The organism is Clostridioides sp. ZZV15-6597 (assembly GCF_020657815.1).
Classification (GTDB): domain Bacteria; phylum Bacillota; class Clostridia; order Peptostreptococcales; family Peptostreptococcaceae; genus Clostridioides.
In genome coordinates this window covers 1-19,575 of record NZ_JAGWCT010000075.1, presented here as the reverse complement: position 1 = coordinate 19,575, position 19,575 = coordinate 1, and the positions used below count along the sequence as shown (strand labels likewise).

Below are 19,575 nucleotides of genomic sequence, written 5' to 3'. Positions count from 1 at the left end.
TCCTAATGAAAAATGTAATCTTGTGATTGATAGGGATAAAAATGCAAGTATTAATTTAGCAAATTATAAAAGTAATCACAAGTGTGGTTTCTTAAATTAGCATAGAAAATCAAATAAAAAGATTGTGCTAATATGTAGACATTGACGAGGTCGAATTTAAGCCTTTGGACTGCCATATTAAACTAGAGTAGATATTCTTATGAATTTCAAAATAGGGTAGGATGAAAAAGGAAATAAGACTATAAAAAATATAAAGTATTTATATAAATTTATAGAGTTTATACGTCAGTAAAGAGACTACGTAAAAAAATTTTAGAAACAAATATTTTAATAGAAACTGTCTGGGGATTTGGGTTTAGATTAAAGGAGAAAAAATCAGATGGAAAATGAAAATAATAAAAGTATAAAAAATCAAGTTAAATCATTATTTAAATTGAAATTTTCAAGGAAAAATATAAGTATAAAAACTAGGATTTTAGTGAGCATATTAGGTTTGACAGTAGTGGTTTTTTTGATAATATTAGTATCTTTTAACATATTGGTCAATACATATATAAAAACAACAGCAAATGAAGAACTTACAAAATCTACAGAAATGATAGAACATATGGATAGTAATTTTAAGCCTATTAAGCCTCCGCAGAATGATGGAAAGCTACCTCCTAAAGAATTATCAAACTTTATTAGAAATGTACAAGATAAGGTTAGAATGGCAGAGATGCAATCAGATGCAGATGCAATGGTAGTTGATTCTAACTATAAACTGATATTTCCAACTAGAGAGGATGATTTTTTAAAAAATATTGATGAAATGGATTTGATTAGAACTTATATTCAAAATGAAAAATTGGATTTAAATTCAGATAATAATACGCGTGTTTCTAGTGGAAATAGAGATTATTATATTTCTACTGTAAAAATTACTAGTATAAATGATGAACAAGATAATTATTTAATACTTTTTATAGATATATCAAAGACCTTAAATTTAGCCCAGAAGATAAATATTGTATTAATATCTGTAATGTGTTTTGCTGGGATATTAGCGATATTTACAGCTGTGATTTTATCTGAAAAAATTGCAAAACCTATAAAAGAGTTATGTGGATTTGCAAAAAAAATAGGTCAAGGAGATTTTAAAAGAAATTACTTTGATTTTTCGGATAAGGAGTTAGTAGAGCTTTCAAATGTTATGAATAAGAGTGCTGAATATCTGGATAAGTATGATAATGAGCAAAAAATATTTTTCCAAAATGCATCTCATGAACTTAGAACTCCACTTATGTCTATTAAAGGGTATGCAGAAGCTATAAAGTATAATATTATAGATAGCAAACATGCAAGTGATATCATACTTGAAGAAAGTGATAGGTTAAATGATATGGTTGAAGATTTACTGTATATTTCTAAAATAGATAATATCACTAAAGATTATGAAATGGTAGAATGTGATTTAAGAGAAGTGCTTTCAAACTGTGGCTCTAGGCAAAATGTAAGAGCTATAAATAAAGGAATAAAGTTTAATTATGAATTTGAGGAAGACATGGTTCTATTTGAATGTGATGAAAAAAATATATCCAAAGCATTTATGAATCTTATAGAAAATGCTTTAAGATATGCTAAGAGTGAAATTAAAATAATATGTAAACATAATCAAAAAAATATAGTTGTAATAGTGGAAGATGATGGAATAGGAATTAATAAAGAAGATTTACCTCATGTATTTGACCGATTTTACAAGGGAGTTGGCGGAAATCATGGAATTGGATTATCAATAGTTAAATCCATTGTAAATAAGCATGGAGGTCGTATATATGTAGAAAATGGCAAAAAGGGTGCTAAATTTACTATAGTGTTTAAGTTATAAAAAAATATAAAGAGTAATTAAAGAAAATATAGTAATATTTAAAGTTGTTTTTTACATATATCTATTGTATACTGTTGAAAAAAGAAGAATATCAAGCTGACATATATTGTAAAATTTGACATTTAAAGTATGTGTTTAAATATAGATAGAGAAAGGAAAAGTAAAATCTGAGGAGTATTTAAGTTTAAAAATGCCTTTGATTTTACAAAAAATTATTTATGAAAGAACAACTGCTTTTTGATATTACAAATTTAGTAACAGTTGTGTTTGAAGCCTTTGTTGTCCATATGTTTTTATCAGATTTTTTAGGTCAAAGAGAAGAATATACAAAAGCTATAAAATATACTAAATTGGGTTTTATAATATGTTTAGGTGTTTCCAATTTAGTAACTTTAAATCCTATAGTAACAATGCCTTTAATTTTTATCCTTATTTTTTCGTTCTCATTTTTGTATGAAGGAAATATAAAGACACGATTATTTGCGACTGTATTACTAAGTTCATTTTTTATACTATCAGAAGTTGTAGTTACAAGTATCTTTGTTTTATTTATAAAAGAAGATTTTAAAATAATGTTTGAAAATAATAGCATAAGAGTCTTAGCTGTAATTTTATCAAAAATTGTTTTTTTATTTATCTGTAAAATTGTTTGCCTTTTTAAAAAGGACATACATTCAGATATGCCAATAAGATATTGGCTTCCTTTACTTGTAATACCTTTATTTAGTGTATTTTTATCTATTTCTATTTTTGATATAAATAAATTTTTTCCAGCTCAAAGTTTAAAAATTTTAAACTTAATATCAAGTGTTGGTATTTTATATATCAACTTTATTGTATTTTATTTATTTAAATCTATTATAGAAAAGACTAAATTGTCTATGAAATATGAAATGCTTGAAAAAGAAGTAGTTCATAAGGAAGAATTAAGGCTTAGTAATGAGCGTTACAAAACTATTGTTGAACAGACTGATTCTGTTGTTTTTGAATGGAACATCAAGGAGAAGAAGTCATTTGTGTCTCAAGTTTGGACTGAAAAATTTGGATATAGTAGTGTTTGTGAAGATATTTTTAAAGAAATTAGAGATAAAGATTTAGTTCATCATGAAGATTATAATATCTTTGAGAGTTTTTTTGAAAGTATTCAAAAGAATAACAAACATAATCAAGCAGTTTATCGTTTAAGAAAATCTAGTGGTGAGTATATTTGGTGTAGAACATCAGTAACAAATATTTGTAATAATGAGAATGAGATTTTAAAAGTTGTGGGAGTAATTGTAGATGTAGATAATGATATAAAAAAATATGAAGAATTAAAAACTAGAGCAGAAAGAGACTCCCTAACTAATGTATATAATAAAGGAGTATTTGAAAAATTAGTAGAAGAAGCTATAGTCATGAATAAAGGTGATAAAAAAGATGCTTTATTCATTATTGATTTAGATGATTTCAAAGAGATAAACGATAATTTTGGACATCCATTTGGAGATTTTGTACTAAAAACTTTTGCTGAGAAGATTCAAGCTAGTTTTGATAATGAAGATTTAATTGGTCGAATTGGTGGAGATGAATTTGTAGTATATATGCGAGATTATTATACAGAAGCAAATATACATAAAAAAGCAAAAAAATTAAACAGAGTTCTTACAGATAATTACAAAGATTTAAGTTTTAGCTTTGATGCTTCTGTTAGTATTGGTATTGCAAGGTATCCTCAAAATGGAAATTCATTTTTAGAATTGTTTAAAAATGCAGATAGAGCACTTTATAATGTAAAGGCATCTGGAAAAAATTCATATTGTTTATTTGAAGAAGATATTTATATACACTAATTTTAATACAATAAAAATTTGATTAATATGTATAGTTATGTGATAGATGATTATATAAATCTTTAGAATATAATTATAACTTGGAACTACAGTTAATTTTGTGAAAATACAAAACTAGCTGTAGTTATTTTTAATTGTATAATAGAGGACCCAAAAACATCAAATACAGCTTTTGATTTTGAAACTATAAAAAGAGTAGTCGAAATATCTCATGAAAATGGTAAAAAAGTATTCGCTCATGCACCTACAATTGTAGCTTATGAAGATGCAGAAAGATGGTTAACATTACAAAATTGTAAGTAGAGATTCATGTGAGAGTAATGTTTACATGGTATCATACCTTCCAAGAGAGGTGGGATTGATTATGAATTTATTACTCTATAAACAGTTTACAAAGCATGAGATACTGCGAGCGGTTTTTCTTGGAGGCATGGGAACTGCACTTTTAATATTCCCTGAATTTCTTCTTGGAGGCATGTTTTATGTTATTGTTGGATATATGATTTTATATGGTGTTTTGCGGATTGTGGATTTTATCTTAGAAAATGGTGCAAAATCCTTTTTTAGCTATGGAAGTCTTATTATAGCAATTTTACTTATTGTGTTTGGACTTCACTCAATAGCTTTTTCACGTTACTTAATCCACGTATCACCTGTTTATCTTGGTTCATTATTGTTGATTGAAGCGGTAGTATATTTTGTTATTAATTTGTGTGTGACTATCTTTTGGCAGAAAATTATTTTGATTATTCTTGCAAGCATTGCTTTTTTAGGTGGAATTGCTGTTGTAATTTTTACCTTTGGATTTGGAATTGGAGGTATTTTAGGTCTTACACGAGTTTCTGGATTTGCTTCTTTGTTTTCATGTTTATACACAATTACTGCTTATTTAATTTATCAAAAATCAAAAAATAGATGGGAAAAGAAGAAAATAAAATGAATCTAATAGGATAGAAAGAAGTACCTTTATATATATAAATTGGTTAACGTTTAGAATAAATAACTTTCAAGACACATGAGAATATAACTGCTGTACGACGGCTTTTTTCTTTGTCGCCGTCCAGCAGATTAAATAACAGAAATAATATTGATGTTATTTGTGAGAATGCTTTTTATGTTTTGTCACTTTTTTCTTGGATATGGTCATAACTTTATCGTAATTGGGCGTGAATGCAAGGAGAATAGCTGCAAGGATTAGAATTACGACCAAAGTTATTGCTCCGACAAGTGGTTGATAAACAGTATCTGCACCATTGTTATATCCAACGAGTCCAAGTCCTGCTGTAATAGGATAAAAGTCTGTCAGATTTCTTCCAGCAACAAACACACCACAGAAGCCATAGACAAATGCAATTCCTACGCCTGTCAAAAAGGCATTTTGTTTACGACCAAAATAAGCAATAATTGGTAAAACAGCAATGTAACAACACAGGTTAACAATCAAAAGCTGAACTAAGGATTTTACAATGAGTGTAACAGATATATTGATATGGCAAAATATCAATCCCAAAATAACTGTGCATAAGAAGCTGAAAAGACTTAACAGGATGGTAAGTCCTCCAAGCGCAATTAATTTTCCCGCTAGTAGTTTGCGCAATGAAACGGGAACAGTCAAGATACTTTTTAAGGTTTCATCTGTATATTCACGGTTAATGAGATAACCACCTATAAGTGTAATCCCAAAGGGAAAAGCAAGGCTGAAATTGTTCCAGATGACCATGTTTGCAAAGCTATCATACGTTAGAGGGTTGCTTCCATGGGAACTGACAATCTGGAAAAGCGCCAATAGTGCGGAAAACAGAACAGCAACAACACCAACCCATAGAACATTGTATCGTTTTATTTTTTGAAATTCCGTAGTAATTATATCAAGCATAGATGCCTCCTAATTCTCCTGCTTCTTATAGATCATGCAGATCAACAGGACTGCCATAATTGCTATCAAACATAAAATGCCTACACATGCAGGGGTTGAGAGTAAATATGGCTGTCTAAGCGCCGTATATTCACCAGTGGGGTCTCCCCAAGATGCCATCCACCAACGCATAATAATGGGAGCAGGCAATATGCTCAATAGCGGGTTATTTGGTTCAAAGTTAATAATACTTAAGGATATACAAAAATTGAAAATAGTATATACAAAAGAAAGTATAATAGAAAAAATATAGCTGCGGTTGAAGTATACAATTAGTACCACAACGGGAAGTGAAGCAACAAAAAACATAATGCCAAAAGCAATGCTCATCCCTAATTTTACAGCAATCCCATCTACTGTTCCAATAAGGAGGCCGCCAATGATGGTAGCCACTAACCCAGTAACGGAGTAAAACAGTGAGACCACCAACAGCACAGCCAGTTTTGCCATCGCAAGTTTTAGTTTTGGCACTGGCACTGTTGCGAGATTTTTTAATACGTCGTTATCTCTTTCTATGAAAAACAGCTGGCTGGCAACGATGCTTAATACAATAGGGAGTAGCAAAAAATAGCCAAAATTGATAACTAATTTGAACAATTGCTCAAAGGGTAAGTTGTCCTTTGCAATCAAAATTGTTGCAGGAATGGGGAATAAGCAAGCACCTAAAATAGAGATCAGAATAAATTTTAGCCGCTTGATTTTTGAAAATTCACATGAAATCATATCAAGCAATTCCTTCACCTCCCGTTACTTTCTTGAAGTAATCTTCAAGGGTATCCTCGCACAAATGAGATTCTGATACATCAATTTTGTTTTGAATGAAAGCACGATTTATTACTGCAACTGAAACATCTGTATCATAAAGCATAATATTGTAATTATCTGCTACTTTGAAATTGTTCAGGTGAAGCTGATTTTCCAAAAGCCTTGCCGCCTGTGCTGAATTGGATACAGTAAAATGTATGTATTTGCTGTTTTTTTCTTCCAGTTCGGCAAGGCTTTCTTCTTCCAGCAAAATGCCTTGGTCAATAATTCCAATGTCATCTGCCAATAAGGAAATTTCAGAAAGAATATGGCTGGAGATTAAAATGGTTTTTCCTCGCTCTGTGCAGAGATCACGAATAAAATTTCTTACTTCTGCAATACCAATAGGATCAAGCCCGTTAATAGGCTCATCCAAAATCAACAATTCTGGGTCGTGCATAATGGCAAGAGCAATTGCCAGCCTCTGTTTCATGCCAAGAGAATATTGAGAAAATAACTTTTTGTCATTATAGAGTAAACCAACTACTTCCAGTGCTGATTTTACTGCATTTTTTTTTGGTATTCCTCTAAGTCTTGCAAAGATTTTGAGATTTTCTGTTCCTGTCAGATTGGGATAAAAACCTGGTGATTCAATCAAACATCCAATTCGAGGAAGAAGTTTCTTTTCGTTGTCCTGAATATTCTGGCCAAATATTTTAACTTCTCCAGTGGTTGGTTTTGTTAGACCCAACAGCATTTTCATCGTGGTCGTTTTACCCGCACCGTTTCTTCCCAGCAAGCCGTAAATGCGGCCTTTCTGAACGTGAATATTTAAATTGGAGACGCTCTTTTGAGCGCCATACTGTTTAGTAAGATTTTTTGTTTCAATAATTAAATTATTCATAGATAGTAAAAGCCTCCTTTGTTTATTAAAGTTATCATACCATCTCAATCTTGCATTAACCTTACAACAACCTTGTATTAACCTTGCAATCTTAGAACTTACAAAAAATCCCCATGTATATACACACACTACATGGGGAGAAAAAGATTTATATTAGCGGTAAGCTCACTGTAAATACGGTGTACTTTCCAATGTCACTTTCTACAGAAATTTGACCACCCATTCGCTTAACTATCTGACTGACGATGGATAAGCCCAGACCACTGCCTTTTTCTGAACAGCCCTTGTCACATTTATACAGCCGTTCAAAGATGTGCTGTAAATTTTCTTTGGAAATTCCCACACCATTATCCTCAACATGGAGTAATATCATTTTGGAATCCTCAATCATGGTAATCTTGATTTGGCAGGCCTGACTGTGAGCAATGACATTCTGAACCAGATTATTGACCACACGGGAATATCCATCTGGATCGAGATTTACCATTAGCTGCTTTTCTGGGATATCAATTTCAAAATCCAGTTTTTTTTCACGGAAGATAGGAACCCAGTCCTTCAGAATATTCCGTGACAGCTCTGCAATTTCCACAGATTCTATTGACAGCATAAATTCATCAGAGTTTAGCCTGAACCAGTTAAAAAGAACATCGATGTATTCCTTGAGATTGTAGGATTTGCGCTGAGCGATTTCAATATATTCCTCACGCTCCTGTCCGATGACGATACCACTGTGTATGGCGTCCAGATAGCCAATTAGGGTTGTTAAGGGTGTACGAACATCATGAGATAGACTGGTCATGAGTTGTTTGCTAGTTTCCTCTGTCTTCTTCAAAGAAAGTAGCCTGTTTTCATAGTCGTAGACAATCTCATTAAGCCGATAAACCAATGGAGCCATAACATCATGTGGCTTAACCAGTACTTTGCGATTTTCGTTTCCACTTTGTACATCAGCAAGTGTTTCTTCTATATCTTTTAGGCTGCGTCGAATATGCCCAAGCTGGCAAAAGGCGAATATGGAAAGGAGAAGCAGAGCAATCGACAACAAGAGCAACAGGAGAATGATTGTTTGTGCATCCATTTTCATACCTCCATGTTGAATTGATACCCTATCCCTTTTACCGTTTGCAGATAGATGGGGGATGACGGGTCTAGTTCAATTTTTTTACGTAGACGGCTGATAATAGCCATGATATTGCTGTCATCATGGACATAAGATTCACCCCACACTGCTTCATAAATTTGCTGCTTCGTCAAAATCTTTCCCTGATGTCTTGCACAGAAAAGAAGCACATCAAATTCCTTGGGAGGAAGTAGCATGGGTTCGCCATCAGTCGTTACTGTATGTCGGTCAAGATCAATCAACAAACCTTGAAAAGAGAGTTGCTGTGGTTCTTCATTATTGGGATTAAAACGTGTGTAGCGTCGGATAAGAGACAGGACACGGGCAGTGAATTCGGCAATCTCAAATGGCTTGGTCAAATAGTCATCTGCACCAGCGCGCAAGCCATGTACTTTGCTGTAATTATCGCTTTTCGATGTCAGCATTAAAATGGGAATACTGCTGTATTTTCGTATTTGTTCCATAGTTTCAAAGCCATCCATTCCCGGCATCATCACGTCGAGAACCACTAACTGATAATCTTGTTTTGAAAGTGCAGTCAGTCCATCTTTCCCGGAATGACAATAGTTCGCTTCAAGCTGTTCAATGGAAATGCTCTTTTTCAGCAAAATACAAAGGTCTTTATCATCATCTATAATTAAAACTTTATTCATCTGAGTTCCCCTTTCTACGGCCATCAGTAGGCTTTTGTGTCATTGAGAATTAGCCACGCCGTAACCATTTTGACAACAGTACTGAGAGATACACACCACAACGCAATAGTAATTTTATCATGCGAGGAGTTATACTCCATTTTTTACTTGCTTTTTTAAGTATAATGTAATTTATATTTATACCTCTAACAACTATTAGTATATTTCATCCTCTCTAAAAAATCAATTTTGAGATAAACCCTTTTTTTATTTGTTATAGAAGTAAACTTATATAAAAAAACAAAGAATTAAATCGAGTAATCTATGATAATTATATTAATTTAAGTTTTAGTTTTGTGTAAAAGTAAAATCAGTTGTAGTTATTTTTAAAGTTGTTTAACTTCAACTGAGATTTGAGTTATATATTCATCAATATCTCGAACACTTATATCATATAGAAGATATTCTTCATAAACAAAGTGTCCTATACGTAAATCATTATCCTTAAAAAAATTTAATAGTTTTTCATAAGTTGTTTCAAGTGTATCATAACTTCCTTTATGATAAGCAGTTACATAGAGTCCTTTTGGTTTGATTGATATTGGACATTTTTTGTATTCACGATTAACTTTAGTAAACAAGTGTGAATATGACTCGAAATTTTTATTTAGTATATCCTCACCTTTAATAATCGAACCAATCAAGCAATCATCACTTAATTCATAGTTATCCATAAAATTGATACATTCATATAAGAATTTCTCTTCATCATCTCCCATAAATTGTTCTGTTTCTATAAGAGGACTTTTAACTATGTATTCTTCTTCATGTTCTTCTAAAGTAATAGTATTTATATCAATATCACAGGCTTTTTTAGTAAGTGCAATAGTGGATTCCATTAAAGTCTTAATATTGTTTAATTTTTCAATTTCATTGTTAATATCAATACTCTTTTTTTCTAAAAGTTCAATTAACAAACTAGGAGTTCGTTTATCTATATAAGTTTTAATTTCTTTTAAAGGCATTTTTATTTCTTTAAGTGAGGAGATTATGCTAAAAATACTAAGTTGATGGTATGAGTAGTATCTATACCCATTTTCTTTTTTCAATTCTGGAGAAAAAAGACCTATATCATCATAATGAAAAAGTGTTTTTTTATTGACTCCACAAATCTTTGCAAATTCACCAGTGGTAAAGTAATTTTTTGAATTTTGGCTCATAATTAAAATTCCTCCTTGACTATCCTGTTACAGTATAGTTTATCATAATATTTTGTAAAGGAGTGTGAAAGTATGAAAAAATTAATTCGTTTTTTAAAACCTTATAGGATTTTGATTGTTACAATGTTAATATTTACGTTTTTGCAAACACTTGGAACTTTATATATACCAACTCTTACAGCAAGTATAGTAAATAATGGCGTAGTAAAAGGAGATATAGATTATATTGTAAAAACAGGTGTATTAATGCTAATTGTAGCAGGAATAACAGCTCTATCAGCTGTATTAGTATGTAAAGTATCAGCAAATCTTTCATCAGGATTTTGTAGAGATATTAGAGAAGCAGTATTTGTAAAAGCTCAAGAATTATCAATAAATGACTTTAATAAAATAGGTACAGCATCTATGATTACTAGAAGTACTAGTGATATTACTTTAATAGGGCAATCTTTATTTATGTTTATTGAGTTGGTGTTACCAGCGCCAATTATAACTATTTCTGGATTATTTTTAGCTTATTCTATAGATAGAGTAATGACAATTATTATTGTTATAATAATGGTTTTATTCATGCTATTTGCATGCTTAGTTGGTAAAAGAGTTATCAAATTATTTAAGATAATGCAAACAAAAATGGATAATATGAATAGAGTGTTACGTGAAGCTGTAACTGGAGTAAGAGTTATAAGAGCTTTTAATAGAAGTAGTTTTGAAAAGAATAGATTTGATAAAACAGCAGTGGATTATTCTCAAACAGCAATTTCAATAAATAAGATATTTGCAGTACTTATGCCTATTGTAATGTTAATAATGAATTTAGGTATAGTAAGTATTATTTGGTTTGGTGGAATAAGAGTAAGTAATGGAAATATGGAAATAGGTCATATAATGGCTTTAGTTGAGTATTGTATTTTAATTTTATTTTATCTAATCATGGCAGTAATGGTATTTATGTACATACCCAGAGCAGGGGCTTGTGCAGATAGAGTAAATCAAATATTAGACATAGTACCTGAAATTGTAGATGGAAATAATTCTGAAAATATTATTTCAGAAAGAGGGCATTTAGTCTTTAAGAATGTAACATTTTCATATTCAGAATCAGAGGAACCTGTCTTAAGCGATATAACATTTGAAACAAAATCTGGAGAAGTAACTGCAATTATAGGAAGTACTGGCTCTGGCAAATCTACGATTGCAAATGTAATACCACGTTTTTTTGAAATTCAAGAAGGTGAGATATCTATAAATGGTCAAGATATTAAGAATATGTCTCAAAAAGAGCTTAGAGATAAAATTGGATTTGTACCACAAAAAGCATTCTTGTTTAGTGGAACAATAGAAGAAAATATAAAGTATGGAAAAGAAGATGCAAGTATTGAAGAAATAAAACATGCAGCAAACATAGCTCAAGCTGATGAATTTATTTCTAGTATGGAAGATAATTATAATTCATTTGTAGCTCAGGGTGGAAATAATTTATCTGGTGGACAAAAGCAGAGAATCTCTATTGCAAGGGCATTAGTTAGAAAGCCAGAAATATATATATTTGATGATAGTTTTTCTGCATTAGATTTTAAGACAGATAAAAAACTTAGAAGAGCATTAAAAGATGAAATTAAAGATTCAACAGCTATAATTATAGCACAACGTATAAGTACAATCATGGATGCCAATCAAATTATAGTTTTAGATGAAGGTAAAATTGTAGGGATTGGTAAACATAAAGATTTACTTAGAGAATGTGATGTTTATAAGCAAATTGCAGATTCACAGCTTAGTAAAGAAGAACTTGCATAGCAAAATAGAAATTCAATTTGTTTATTTGGAGGTGTAATATGAGTGAAAATATAGTAGAAAAAAAAGAAGTAGATGTACTTGGTTTTGAAGATGGTATGTCAGCAGAAAAAGCTAAGGACGCAAAAAAAACTACAAAAAGACTATTAAAATATATGGCAAAACAAAAGTTTAAAATACTGACAATTTTTATTGCAGTATTAATAAGTTCAGCTCTTACGGTTTTAGCACCAATGATTATGGGAAAAGCTATTGACCAACTATTTAATGGAATAAAAACGGCAGTTCAAACTGGCACAAAATTTAGTGTAAACTTTAGTACTATGGGAGGTATAATATCAGTACTTTTAAGCTTGTATCTTCTTAGTTCAGTATTTATATATATACAACAATATATTATGTCAGGAGTTGCACAAAATTTAGTTCTTAGTATGAGAAAAGATTTAAGTGATAAGCTAAATAAACTTCCTCTTAAGTATTATGACTCACATAAAAAGGGAGAAACTCTTAGTATAGTTACAAATGATTTAGAAAAGGTTGCAGATAGCCTGCAAGAAGGATTAATGCAACTTATTACAGCAGTAGTTACGGTGATTGGTTCTATAGTTATGATGATAAACATAAGTATGTCACTTACAATAGTATCAGCTATAACATTAGGTGTTTCGCTATGCATTACTATTGTAATTGCGGGGAAATCACAAAAAAGATTTTCAGAAAACCAAAAGACTTTAGGTGAATTAAATAGTAATATAGAGGAGATGTTTACTGGTCAAGTAGTAGTTAAGGCATTTAGTAAAGAAGAAGATACTATTAAAAACTTTAAAATAGTAAATCAAAATCTTTATAATGCTAGTAGAAAAGCACAATTCTCATCATATTCAATATCTCCAATCATTAGATTTGTAAATCAAATTGGGTATGTGGTTATAGCAGTTGTCGGTGGTATATTTGCAGCAAATGGAACAATGACTCTTGGTAGTATACAGGCATTTATTCAATATGTAAATCAATCATCAGAGCCTACCACAGAAATATCTTATATTACAAATATGCTTCAAGCAGCAATTGCATCTGCTGAGAGAGTATTTGGAGTGATGGATGAAATAGAGGAGGTAAAAGATAAAGAGCCTTCAAAAGTTATAAATATACCTAAAGGTAAGGTAGAATTTGAACATGTTAAATTTGGGTATAATGATGATTCTATTCTTATGAAAGATATTAATATTAAGTTAAATGCAGGAGATAAGATTGCAATTGTTGGACCAACAGGAGCCGGAAAAACGACTCTTGTAAATTTACTAATGAGATTTTATGAGATACAAGAGGGTAGAATTACTATTGATGGTATTGATATAAAGGACTTAAAACGTGGAGAACTTAGAACAATGTTTGGAATGGTACTTCAAGATACATGGCTATTTAATGGAAGCATAAAAGAAAATATCGCATACAGTAAATCAGATGCTACAATGGAAGATGTTGTAAGAGCAGCAAAAGCAGCAAGAGTAGACCATTTTATAAGGACTTTACCTAAAGGATATGATACTATATTGACTGAAGATGCTTCTAATTTATCTCAAGGTCAAAAGCAACTTTTAACAATTGCCAGGGCAATACTTTCAGACCCATCAGTGTTAATTCTAGATGAAGCAACTTCTAGTGTAGATACTAGGACAGAAGTTGAAATTCAAAAGGCTATGAATAACTTGATGAGAGGAAGAACTAGCTTTGTTATCGCACATAGATTATCAACTATTCGTGATGCAGATTTAATATTAGTAATGAAAGAAGGTACTATTATTGAACAAGGAAGCCATAAAGAGCTTCTTGAGAATAAAGGATTTTATGAGGAACTTTACAGTAGTCAATTTTCAAGAGAATATGATGAAGAAGTTGTATAATTTAATGGAAGATTCATAATCTATATTCAATGATTTTTAGAGAATGAATCCAACTCAATGACTTACTTTGAAAATAAGTAACATGAATAAAGGCTATGTAGAATACAAAATATTGGTGTATTCTATATAGCCTATTTATTTTGTCATTACAATGTAAAGTTTAAGCATGAGATAAAATTGGAAACATTAAATTATCTGGAAAACTTTCTTTGCCACATATATGCCATAAAGATGCACTTATTTTACGGAGATTTAACAAAGTCGAGTAAAGTATACTCTAAATATAAAATAAATCAAATATAGTTAAGAAATTGAGAGGTGATAAAAATGGATAAAAAGTTAAACTACAGATTTGAAATGAAACATAAAATAACTGAAGCGGATGTGTTAGCTTTGAAATCAAGACTTTATCCAATAATGAAAAAAGATGCAAATGCATCAAAAGATGGAAAATATCTTATTAGAAGTTTATATTTTGATACACCAGAAGATAAAGCTCTTCTTGATAAGTTAAATGGTGTTGCAATAAGAGAAAAGTTTAGAATAAGATTTTATAATAATGATTGTTCTTTTATAAAATTAGAAAAAAAAATAAAGCACTATAATATGACATCAAAGCTGTCAGCTAGTTTAACTAAAAAAGAAGTATTGAAGATATTAAATAATGATATTGAATTCTTAAAAGAATCAACAAACTGTTTATTAAGGGAGTTTTATCTAAAGATAAAATGTGAAAGATTGGAGGCAAAAAGTATAGTCGATTACGATAGAGAAGCTTTTATTTATCCAGTTGGGAATGTAAGAGTGACAATTGATAGTGACATTAAAACTGCTGTAAACTCAACAGATTTATTTAATAAAGAATTGCCAACTGTTTCAGTTATTGATGAAAATATGACTGTATTGGAAGTTAAATATGACGAATTTATACCAGACTTTATAAAAGATTTAGTTCAAATTAATAAGACTACTTCTACAGCTGTTTCAAAGTATGCATCAAGTAGGTTATATACATAAGAATAAAAATTTAAGATTTAGATAAAGACATGTTTAAATAAAATTTAAAGAAAAAACGAAGAAATAGGAAGGATGATTTTAATTATGACATTTAACGATATTTTTAAGTCAAGTTTTATAGAAAACGTATCAGGTTTTTCATTTGTGGATAGTGCTTTAGCTCTAGGCTCAGCATTTTTAGTAGGTTTGTTTATATATATGGTTTATAAGAAGACATATATGGGAATTATGTACTCTCGACCATTTAATGTATCACTTGTAGCACTCACTATGCTTACAACTTTTGTAATATTGGCAGTTACATCAAATGTAGTCTTATCTCTAGGTATGGTTGGGGCTTTATCTATAGTAAGATTTAGAACAGCAATTAAAGACCCAATGGATTTAGTATTTCTATTTTGGTCATTGGGTTCAGGTATAGTTTTGGGTGCAGGTTTAATTCCATTAGCTGTAATGGGTTCAATAATTATGGGATTAATTTTAATCTTCTTTTCAAACAAAACAATATCTGAAACACCATATATATTAATGGTAAATTGTAATAATGAAGATTCAGAAGACATTGCAACTGACAAAATCAAAAGGGTATTTTCTAAATATCAAATAAAATCAAAGAGCGTGACACCAGAAAAAGGTATAGAGTTGGTGTTTGAAGTTAGAATGAAAGATGGAGAAACAAGTCTTATAAATGATTTAAGTCAAGTAGATGGAGTTACTAATGCAGTTCTTGTAAGTTACAATGGTGATTATGTAGCATAGAGAGGAGTAATCTTTTATGAAAGATAAAAAACTTACCCTTCTTATCTCATTTATGGTTGTATTTTTATGTGCAATAGTTGGAATATACAGTATATCTGGAAATAAAGGTGTTGATTTATATAGTGATGCGTATATTGAAAAATATTTTGATAGAGACAAAGTTATGGAAATTAATATAGAAATAGATGATAGTGATTTAAAAGATATGAATGAAAATGCTATAAAAGAAGAATTTAAAGTTGCAAAAGTAACCGTAGATGGTGATGCATATGGAAATGTTGGAATCAGGACTAAAGGAAATTCAAGTCTTACATCTGTAGCAAATAGTGATAGTGATAGATATAGTTATAAGATTAATTTTGATAAATATAACACTAGTCAAAGCATGGAAGGGCTTACTCAATTAAATCTTAATAACTGTTACTCTGACCCCTCTTATATGAGAGAGTTTATAACATATAGTATTTGTGAAGATATGGGATTAGCTACTCCAGAATTTGCATATGCAAAGGTTTCTATAAATGGTGAATATCATGGTTTATATTTAGCAGTGGAAGGATTAAAAGAATCTTATCTTGAAAATAACTTTGGAGATGTAACGGGTGATTTATACAAGTCTGATGAAGGCGCTTCATTGCAGTACAATGGAGATGATTCAGAAAGTTATTCAAATTTAATCGTTGAAAGTGATAAAAAAACAGCTGATTGGTCTAAGGTCACAAAACTATTAAAATCTCTAGATACAGGTGAAGACATTGAAAAGTATCTTGATGTAGATTCTGTTCTTAAAAATATAGCAATAAATACAGCTTTGTTAAATCTCGATAGCTATCAAGGTAATTTTGCTCACAATTACTATCTGTATGAGCAAGATGGAGTATTTTCTATGTTACCATGGGATTTTAATATGTCATTTGGTGGGTTTGGTGGTACTGGTAAAAGCGGAGATGGGCAATCAATATATATTGATGAACCAACGACAGGTAATTTAGAAGACAGACCTCTAATATCTGCATTATTAAAAAATGAGACATATAAAATAAAATACCATGAATATCTAGAAGAGATAGTAACAAAATATTTAGGTTCAGATTATCTAGAAAATATGACAACAAAAGTACATGACTTAATAGTATCATATGTAAAAGAAGACCCAACAGCATTTTATACATATGAAGAATTTGAAAAAAATATAACATCTTCAATTGAAAGTTCTAATGATGATAAAGATGGTAATAAGGGCTTTGGCAATCAAGAATTTAATAATAAAGATTCTAATGATGAAAATAGCGAAAATAAAAGTGATGAAAAAGGAGTCAATGCGGAACTTACTTTAAGTGAAGCTAAAAATAATGTAGATAGTCAAGCTGTAGACAATAATGAAGATAAGAATAATACAAATAACAATGAAAGTGACGATAAGAGTAAAGAAAATTTAGAAAGTCCTATGGGTAAAGGAGGAAAATCAATACCAGGAGTTTTAGAGGTTGCAGAAACTATGAGTAAAACAATAAAAGCTCAGTTAAGTGGAGAGTCTTCTTCAACAAAGGAAAACTCTGATAATGAGAATTCAAGTGATAATAAAGATATGAAAGAAGCTGATGAAGGCATGAATGGAATGCCAGAACCACCTGAAGGAATCGATGGCAATACGCCACCAGGTATGGGCAATATGGATAAAGGCGATACGAATAATAAGCAAAATGGTAATATGAAAATGGATAGAAATCAAGGTAGTCCAAAAGAAGCTGGAAACTTTGGAGGCAAAGGAGGAGGTTCTATGAGTAAAACAACAGTATATTCTAAATTGGTTTTAGGCGGAACTTCTATGTTAGTTATGTCGGTTATGTTAGTATGTATATCAAAAATAAATAGAAGAAAATTTATAAAGTCAAAATAAAATATAAAGATAGATAAATACTTATACTGTTAAGCTTAAACACTTGCTTAACAGTATTTTTTTATTATAAAAGATAAAGTGATTAGTAGTTTAAATTAATATATTGACAAAATACAACACTATATCCTGATTATAGCAATACTTGATTATAGTGAAAAAGTTTATAGAAAAAAACAATTAGACAAAGTACGGAAAGTGTAATACGATTGTTTTGAGAGAAATGGAAAATAGGCTTATATTTTGTAGAAATGTCCATAAAAATGTATTTTTTAAATTTTATTTATATTAATTAACAAATCATTATATATAAATTTAAAAATTATAAATTTCAATAGGGGTATATTAAAATAAAGTTTAATTTCATGAACTAAAAATATCATTAAATATGGAGGGATTTTAATGTATTGGAAAAGAGCATTAAGTATATTAACAGTAGGGGTAGTTATTTGTGGATTAGCAATAGGTTGCTCAAAAAAAGAAGAGCCTAAAAAAGAAGAAAAGAAAGTTATTACAGTAGCTACAGGAGCAAAATATTATCCATTTAATTTTAGAGAAGATGGAAAAATGCAAGGTTTTGAAATTGATATATGGAATGAAATTGGTAAAAGATTGGATTCTGAAGTTAAGTACGAAGTAAACAATGGGGATACAGGTGGATTACTTGGTATGGTAGATAGTGGGAAAGCAGATACAGCAGCTCAACAAATAAGTATAACACCAGAAAGGGAAGAAGTATATGATTTCACAGTACCATATGCTTATAATCCTTTAATGATAACTATTAGACCAGAAGATAAAGATAAGATAAAAAGTCTTGAAGATTTAAAAGGTAAAAAAGTTGAGGTTGGTGCAAACTCATCTGAGAGAGCTATAATGGAAGAAAAAAATAAAGACAATTCAATGGAATTAGTATTTAATGATGGAGCAGATTCATATGAAGGTCTTGAACTTGGAAGATCTGATGCAAGAATAATTTCTGTTTCAGCTACAGCAGCTAGAAATAAAAAAGCTGGTTCAAACTTTATAGCTGTTGGAGAACCTATCTATGAAGAGATAAATGCATATCCATTTAAAAAGGATGAAAAATCAAAAGAATTAAAAGCTAAAGTTGATGAAGCAATAACAGCTATGAGAAAAGATGGAACTCTTACTAAAATTTCTAAAAAATGGTTTGGGGAAGATATAACAATTGAGAGATAGGTGAATTTTATGAGTTTAGATATATCATTCATGTTTAAAATTTTACCAGAAATATTTATAGCATCTAAAGAAACAATAATAATTGCTTTAATATCTCTAGCACTATCTTTAGCGATAGCAATTGTAATGGCATTGATAAGCTATAATGAAGTTAAAGTATTAAATCAAATTGTTAAAGTGTATACATCAATTTTTAGAGGTACACCATTGTTAGTTCAATTGTATGCATTATATTTTGGATTGCCAAGAGCTATTCCAGCACTTGTAGATATGTCTCCATTTACTGCAATAATAATTGCTTTATCAGTAAACATGTCAGCATATATGTCAGAGACTATAAGAGGAGCTATTTCCTCTGTTGATAGGGGACAATATGAAGCAGGAGCTTCTATAGGACTTACAAATGTACAAATATTTAGAAGAATAGTTATGCCACAGGCTATAAGAGTAGCTATACCTGCATTGTCTAATCACTTTGTAGATTTAATTAAGGGTTCATCACTAGCTTTTACTATAGGGGTAATAGAAATAATGGCAACAGCAAATTATAATGGTGGTAGTAAATATAAATATCTAGAAGCTTTCTTAGTAGCAGGATTTGTGTATTGGTTCATATTATTTGTATTTGGATTTATTCAAAAAAAAATAGAAGAAAAACTAAATACTGCATATTAATAATAGTATTACATATAAAATAAAAGCTATTTAAATATAATAAAATATATTTAAATAGCTTTTGTTATTTAATTATAAATAAAATTTAA

The 19,575-nt window shown here is 30.2% G+C and carries 16 protein-coding genes; 10 read left to right on the top strand and 6 right to left on the bottom strand.

Going from position 1 to position 19,575, the window contains the following annotated elements; translation table 11 throughout:
- Nucleotides 1-379: 379 nt before the first annotated feature.
- The 3 genes from KGF52_RS15125 (at nt 380) to KGF52_RS15115 (ending at nt 4,639) form a co-directional block, all read left to right on the top strand.
- On the top strand, nt 380-1,867 hold the full coding sequence (locus tag KGF52_RS15125) for a sensor histidine kinase (RefSeq protein WP_227840723.1): 1,488 nt from the start codon (nt 380-382) through the stop codon (nt 1,865-1,867).
- A gap of 218 nt (nt 1,868-2,085) precedes the next feature.
- A complete protein-coding gene (locus tag KGF52_RS15120; RefSeq protein ID WP_227840722.1) occupies nt 2,086-3,699 on the top strand; it encodes a sensor domain-containing diguanylate cyclase in 1,614 nt (537 codons plus the stop codon).
- 364 nt (nt 3,700-4,063) lie between these two features.
- Complete coding sequence (locus KGF52_RS15115; protein ID WP_227840721.1) at nt 4,064-4,639, top strand: hypothetical protein; 576 nt, start codon at nt 4,064-4,066, stop codon at nt 4,637-4,639.
- A gap of 153 nt (nt 4,640-4,792) precedes the next feature.
- Here KGF52_RS15115 and KGF52_RS15110 read toward each other — a convergent pair whose 3' ends face one another.
- From KGF52_RS15110 to KGF52_RS15085, 6 genes are all read right to left on the bottom strand, one after another.
- On the bottom strand, nt 4,793-5,575 hold the full coding sequence (locus KGF52_RS15110) for an ABC transporter permease (protein WP_227840720.1): 783 nt from the start codon (nt 5,573-5,575) through the stop codon (nt 4,793-4,795).
- 9 nt (nt 5,576-5,584) lie between these two features.
- Complete coding sequence (locus KGF52_RS15105; protein WP_227840724.1) at nt 5,585-6,337, bottom strand: ABC transporter permease; 753 nt, start codon at nt 6,335-6,337, stop codon at nt 5,585-5,587.
- 1 nt (nt 6,338) lies between these two features.
- Nucleotides 6,339-7,262, bottom strand: coding sequence for an ABC transporter ATP-binding protein (locus KGF52_RS15100; RefSeq protein ID WP_227840719.1), 924 nt, complete (start codon nt 7,260-7,262; stop codon nt 6,339-6,341).
- A 148-nt stretch (nt 7,263-7,410) separates the two neighbouring features.
- Nucleotides 7,411-8,346, bottom strand: coding sequence for a sensor histidine kinase (locus KGF52_RS15095; RefSeq protein ID WP_227840718.1), 936 nt, complete (start codon nt 8,344-8,346; stop codon nt 7,411-7,413).
- The gene (locus KGF52_RS15090) at nt 8,343-9,035 is read right to left on the bottom strand and encodes a response regulator transcription factor (RefSeq protein WP_227840717.1); all 693 of its coding nucleotides are present in this window, start codon (nt 9,033-9,035) and stop codon (nt 8,343-8,345) included. Before KGF52_RS15090 ends, KGF52_RS15095 begins: the two co-directional genes overlap by 4 nt.
- Before the next feature lie 365 nt (nt 9,036-9,400).
- Complete coding sequence (locus KGF52_RS15085; RefSeq protein WP_227840716.1) at nt 9,401-10,234, bottom strand: MerR family transcriptional regulator; 834 nt, start codon at nt 10,232-10,234, stop codon at nt 9,401-9,403.
- A 72-nt stretch (nt 10,235-10,306) separates the two neighbouring features.
- Here KGF52_RS15085 and KGF52_RS15080 point away from each other — a divergent pair, with 72 nt between their 5' ends.
- The 7 genes from KGF52_RS15080 to KGF52_RS15050 all read left to right on the top strand — a co-directional run bounded on the left by KGF52_RS15080 (nt 10,307) and on the right by KGF52_RS15050 (nt 19,486).
- Entirely contained in the window at nt 10,307-12,034 is a 1,728-nt protein-coding gene (locus tag KGF52_RS15080; protein WP_227840715.1) for an ABC transporter ATP-binding protein, read from the top strand.
- Between the two features lie 38 nt (nt 12,035-12,072).
- Entirely contained in the window at nt 12,073-13,935 is a 1,863-nt protein-coding gene (locus KGF52_RS15075; RefSeq protein ID WP_227840714.1) for an ABC transporter ATP-binding protein, read from the top strand.
- A gap of 327 nt (nt 13,936-14,262) precedes the next feature.
- Entirely contained in the window at nt 14,263-14,952 is a 690-nt protein-coding gene (locus tag KGF52_RS15070; RefSeq protein ID WP_227840713.1) for a polyphosphate polymerase domain-containing protein, read from the top strand.
- 84 nt (nt 14,953-15,036) lie between these two features.
- Nucleotides 15,037-15,711, top strand: coding sequence for a DUF4956 domain-containing protein (locus KGF52_RS15065; RefSeq protein ID WP_413894762.1), 675 nt, complete (start codon nt 15,037-15,039; stop codon nt 15,709-15,711).
- 16 nt (nt 15,712-15,727) lie between these two features.
- Complete coding sequence (locus KGF52_RS15060) at nt 15,728-17,611, top strand: CotH kinase family protein (RefSeq protein ID WP_227840711.1); 1,884 nt, start codon at nt 15,728-15,730, stop codon at nt 17,609-17,611.
- 399 nt (nt 17,612-18,010) lie between these two features.
- Nucleotides 18,011-18,811, top strand: coding sequence for a transporter substrate-binding domain-containing protein (locus tag KGF52_RS15055; RefSeq protein WP_227840710.1), 801 nt, complete (start codon nt 18,011-18,013; stop codon nt 18,809-18,811).
- A gap of 9 nt (nt 18,812-18,820) precedes the next feature.
- On the top strand, nt 18,821-19,486 hold the full coding sequence (locus tag KGF52_RS15050; protein ID WP_227840709.1) for an amino acid ABC transporter permease: 666 nt from the start codon (nt 18,821-18,823) through the stop codon (nt 19,484-19,486).
- Nucleotides 19,487-19,575: the final 89 nt, after the last annotated feature.

What these genes read in the sequence shown, in the direction of transcription:
- KGF52_RS15125 (WP_227840723.1), top strand. Translation starts at nt 380, where the DNA reads ATGGAAAATGAAAATAATAAAAGTATAAAAAATCAAGTTAAATCATTA.
- KGF52_RS15120 (WP_227840722.1), top strand. Translation starts at nt 2,086, where the DNA reads ATGAAAGAACAACTGCTTTTTGATATTACAAATTTAGTAACAGTTGTG.
- KGF52_RS15115 (WP_227840721.1), top strand. Translation starts at nt 4,064, where the DNA reads ATGAATTTATTACTCTATAAACAGTTTACAAAGCATGAGATACTGCGA.
- KGF52_RS15110 (WP_227840720.1), bottom strand. Translation starts at nt 5,575, where the DNA reads ATGCTTGATATAATTACTACGGAATTTCAAAAAATAAAACGATACAAT.
- KGF52_RS15105 (WP_227840724.1), bottom strand. Translation starts at nt 6,337, where the DNA reads ATGATTTCATGTGAATTTTCAAAAATCAAGCGGCTAAAATTTATTCTG.
- KGF52_RS15100 (WP_227840719.1), bottom strand. Translation starts at nt 7,262, where the DNA reads ATGAATAATTTAATTATTGAAACAAAAAATCTTACTAAACAGTATGGC.
- KGF52_RS15095 (WP_227840718.1), bottom strand. Translation starts at nt 8,346, where the DNA reads ATGAAAATGGATGCACAAACAATCATTCTCCTGTTGCTCTTGTTGTCG.
- KGF52_RS15090 (WP_227840717.1), bottom strand. Translation starts at nt 9,035, where the DNA reads ATGAATAAAGTTTTAATTATAGATGATGATAAAGACCTTTGTATTTTG.
- KGF52_RS15085 (WP_227840716.1), bottom strand. Translation starts at nt 10,234, where the DNA reads ATGAGCCAAAATTCAAAAAATTACTTTACCACTGGTGAATTTGCAAAG.
- KGF52_RS15080 (WP_227840715.1), top strand. Translation starts at nt 10,307, where the DNA reads ATGAAAAAATTAATTCGTTTTTTAAAACCTTATAGGATTTTGATTGTT.
- KGF52_RS15075 (WP_227840714.1), top strand. Translation starts at nt 12,073, where the DNA reads ATGAGTGAAAATATAGTAGAAAAAAAAGAAGTAGATGTACTTGGTTTT.
- KGF52_RS15070 (WP_227840713.1), top strand. Translation starts at nt 14,263, where the DNA reads ATGGATAAAAAGTTAAACTACAGATTTGAAATGAAACATAAAATAACT.
- KGF52_RS15065 (WP_413894762.1), top strand. Translation starts at nt 15,037, where the DNA reads ATGACATTTAACGATATTTTTAAGTCAAGTTTTATAGAAAACGTATCA.
- KGF52_RS15060 (WP_227840711.1), top strand. Translation starts at nt 15,728, where the DNA reads ATGAAAGATAAAAAACTTACCCTTCTTATCTCATTTATGGTTGTATTT.
- KGF52_RS15055 (WP_227840710.1), top strand. Translation starts at nt 18,011, where the DNA reads ATGTATTGGAAAAGAGCATTAAGTATATTAACAGTAGGGGTAGTTATT.
- KGF52_RS15050 (WP_227840709.1), top strand. Translation starts at nt 18,821, where the DNA reads ATGAGTTTAGATATATCATTCATGTTTAAAATTTTACCAGAAATATTT.